Here is a 1,948-nt window from a genome sequence, read left to right as displayed (position 1 = left end):
TTGTGTGAGAAAATAAAAAGGAGATATTTTAGGGTCAAACCGTGAATGTGGAATGCACAATAATTCGGTGAGGCAGAGAAAAAGGAAAAGACAGCGAATCAAAGCTTTTGTCTAACCCTGCGTTGCACTTGACGGCGGGGCTGTGCCGTAATTGAAAGTTTTATAGTATTTCAATAGGTAATCGTGCTTACAAAGTTTGGTGGCGATTCTCCCCGCCGCCGTTGAACTCAGCGTTAGACAAATATGCAGAAAAAACAAATGTCTTGACATTTACAACAATACAGTATATACTTGTATATACAAAAAGGGAGGTTGGTATGTTAACAAAAATTCAAAAGTGGGGCAATAGTCAAGGTCTCCGTTTCCCTAAGGAAGTTCTGTATCGGGCACATATAGCAATCGGTGACGAAGTTGATATTAAGATTTATCGTGGTGAGATTGTTATCAAACCTGTTACGAGAATTCGTGGAAAATACAATCTTAAAGAACTTGTTTCCAAAATTCCGAATAATTATAAAACGGAAGAAGAAAATTGGGGATCTCCAGTTGGAAAGGAAGAATGGTAAATGGAAAAGTATATCCCTCGCAAAGGAGATTTTATTGCTTTGACATTCGATCCACAATCTGGCCATGAACAAAAGGGACGACGACCTGCATTAGTTATCAGTAATACCCTTTTTAATCAAAAAACGGGGCTTGCGATAGTGTGTCCTATCACGAACAAAGATCGTAGTTACCCCTTTCATATAAAAATTTCTGGTTCTGTATCTCTTACAGGTTTCGTAATGGTTGATCAAGTTAAATCTGTTGATTATAATTCGCGGGAAGTAAAATTTATTGAGCGGTCACCCGATGAATTATTAAACGAAGTACTTAGAATTTTGGATGCATGCATTTATTAATCATTTATGTGCCTAACCATTCACTGCACCTGACAGCGGGGGCCGTGCCGTAATTAGAGTTTTGTGGTATCTCAATCTTTTATCTTGTTTACAAAGTTTGGTGGTAATCCGCCCCGCTACAGGTGAGCTTTGTCGTTAGTCAGCGAGTGCAGTCGTAAATTTTGTTAATAGGAAGGTGTTGTATGCACAACGAATTTACAGCGATTATCGAAAGAGATGGGGAGTGGTACATAGGCTATTGCCCAGAGATTCCCGGGGCTAATGGGCAAGGTTATACCCTTGAAGAATGTCGAGAAAGTCTTGTCGAAGCCATTACTCTCATTCTTGAGGATCGGCGAGGAGACATATTGCGCGGTATCCCTGATGATGCCGTGAGAGAACTGGTTGTCGTGCAATGAAGCGTGAATCTTTGTTGCGGCAGCTACGTAAATATGGATGCTACCGTAAACGGGAAGGTCGAGCACACTCCTTATGGTGTAATCCAAGGACAGGAGCGGTTGAAGCCGTGCCACGCCATATGGAGATTTCCAATAAACTCGCCAAGAAAATTTGTGGTAATTTGTCCATCCCGGAAATCAGCGGGTAGTAATTGTTACCGAACAGTTCTCAGTAGGTCGGAAGAATTAGGGTCGAGTAAGAATTAGGGTCGAGTAAGAATCTCTAACAACTGCATGAACCGAATCGTGTCCTTGGCGGACTACTCCCGGTTAGGGTCAAACCGTGAATGTGGAATGCACAATAATTCGGTGAGGCAGAGGAAAAGGAAAAGACAGCGAATCAAAGCTTTTGTCTAACCCTGCGTTGCAGTTGACGGCGGGGGACTGTGCCGTGGTCAGAGTTTTGTGGTCTCTCAAAGTTTTATCTTGCTATCAAACTTTTGTGGTAATTCTCCTCGCCGCACCTGAACTTTATCGTTAGCCCACTCAACAAATAAAACTTGATATAGGAGGGAGAAATTATGGGACGAATTGTAGCACAAGTTGAAATATCGAATCCACAAGATGAGGGGAAGAATTTGACATGCAGTATATTTGTTGATACTGGTG

4 protein-coding genes are annotated in these 1,948 nt (G+C 41.8%); all 4 read left to right on the top strand.

Translation table 11 applies throughout. From position 1 onward, the window contains the following. Positions 1–317 precede the first annotated feature (317 nt). The 4 genes from AB1422_19180 (at position 318) to AB1422_19165 (ending at position 1,488) form a co-directional block, all read left to right on the top strand. Positions 318–566 (top strand): AbrB/MazE/SpoVT family DNA-binding domain-containing protein, encoded by a 249-nt coding sequence (locus AB1422_19180; GenBank protein MEW6621424.1) that lies wholly within the window; start codon positions 318–320, stop codon positions 564–566. After that, on the top strand, positions 567–902 hold the full coding sequence (locus AB1422_19175) for a type II toxin-antitoxin system PemK/MazF family toxin (protein MEW6621423.1): 336 nt from the start codon (positions 567–569) through the stop codon (positions 900–902). Between the two features lie 182 nt (positions 903–1,084). Then, a complete protein-coding gene (locus AB1422_19170; protein ID MEW6621422.1) occupies positions 1,085–1,300 on the top strand; it encodes a type II toxin-antitoxin system HicB family antitoxin in 216 nt (71 codons plus the stop codon). Continuing rightward, positions 1,297–1,488, top strand: a complete 192-nt coding sequence (locus AB1422_19165; protein MEW6621421.1) for an addiction module toxin, HicA family — start codon at positions 1,297–1,299, stop codon at positions 1,486–1,488. The genes AB1422_19170 and AB1422_19165 overlap by 4 nt, the downstream gene beginning before the upstream one ends. The last annotated feature ends 460 nt before the right edge of the window (positions 1,489–1,948 follow it).

It is taken from the genome of bacterium, from assembly GCA_040757115.1.
GTDB lineage: Bacteria > UBA9089 > CG2-30-40-21 > CG2-30-40-21 > SBAY01 > JBFLXS01.
This window is presented reverse-complemented; position numbering and strand designations above follow the sequence as displayed.